The following is a 1,234-nucleotide window of genomic DNA, read 5'->3' as shown; positions in this document are numbered from 1 at the left end:
GCATACAATCGTAACTCGCCGGTCCATTCTACAAAAGGTACGCCGTTACGCATTAACGCGCTTCGACTACTTGTAGGCACACGGTTTCAGGTACTCTTTCACTCCCCTCCCGGGGTGCTTTTCACCTTTCCCTCACGGTACTGGTTCACTATCGGTCACTAGGGAGTATTTAGCCTTGGGAGATGGTCCTCCCGGATTCCGACGGAATTCCACGTGTTCCGCCGTACTCAGGATACACTCCGGAGGAAATTCTTTTTCGATTACAGGGCTGTTACCCTCTTTGGCTAACCTTTCCAGGTTGATTCGTCTAAAGAATTTCTTTGTAACTCCAATGGAGTGTCCTACAACCCCAGAGAGCAAGCTCTCTGGTTTGGGCTGTTTCCGTTTCGCTCGCCGCTACTTGGGAAATCGCATTTGCTTTCTCTTCCTCCAGGTACTGAGATGTTTCAGTTCCCTGGGTGTGCCTCTTATACCCTATGTATTAAAGTATAAGTCCTGCTCCATTACGAACAGTGGGTTTCCCCATTCGGAAATCCCCGGATCAACGTTTACTTACAACTCCCCGAGGCATATCGGTGTTAGTCCCGTCCTTCATCGGCTCCTAGTGCCAAGGCATCCACCGTGCGCCCTTATTCACTTAACTATACTGTCATTGTCTGTGAATAGACGTTTAATTAATCTAGCTTTAGCTCCTAACGACTAACGCACTTCCTTCACCTTCGTACGATAAGTCAACATCGATTCGCTTTCGCTCGCCGTGTTTCCTTTATCTCCTACGGTTCAGTCCAGTCCGTACGTCGCTGAACAGTCGCTTCAGCCTTTTGTGTTTGATGTCTTGTTTGTCTTATCTAGTTTTCAAGGTACATATTTGAAGGATTTAATCCCTCAAAACTGAACCAAACAATCAATTATGTCTTTTACACCTTGTATGAGGTGTTCCTATAATCCTTAGAAAGGAGGTGATCCAGCCGCACCTTCCGATACGGCTACCTTGTTACGACTTCACCCCAATCATTGGTCCCACCTTCGGCGGCTGGCTCCAAAAGGTTACCTCACCGACTTCGGGTGTTACCAACTCTCGTGGTGTGACGGGCGGTGTGTACAAGACCCGGGAACGTATTCACCGCGGCATGCTGATCCGCGATTACTAGCGATTCCGGCTTCATGTAGGCGAGTTGCAGCCTACAATCCGAACTGAGAATGGTTTTATGGGATTTGCTTGACCTCACGGTTT

2 rRNA genes are annotated in these 1,234 nt (G+C 48.4%); both read right to left on the bottom strand.

What is annotated here, in order from left to right:
• Positions 1-643, bottom strand: a 23S ribosomal RNA gene (locus A9178_RS18215); the annotation flags it as partial.
• Positions 644-952: 309 nt separating this feature from the next.
• Positions 953-1,234 (bottom strand): 16S ribosomal RNA (locus A9178_RS18210); the annotation flags it as partial.

This window comes from Oceanobacillus sp. Castelsardo (genome assembly GCF_001659985.1).
Classification (GTDB): Bacteria; Bacillota; Bacilli; order Bacillales; family Amphibacillaceae; genus Oceanobacillus.
Note: the sequence above shows the minus strand (reverse complement) of the source record. Positions and strands in the feature narration are given on the sequence as shown.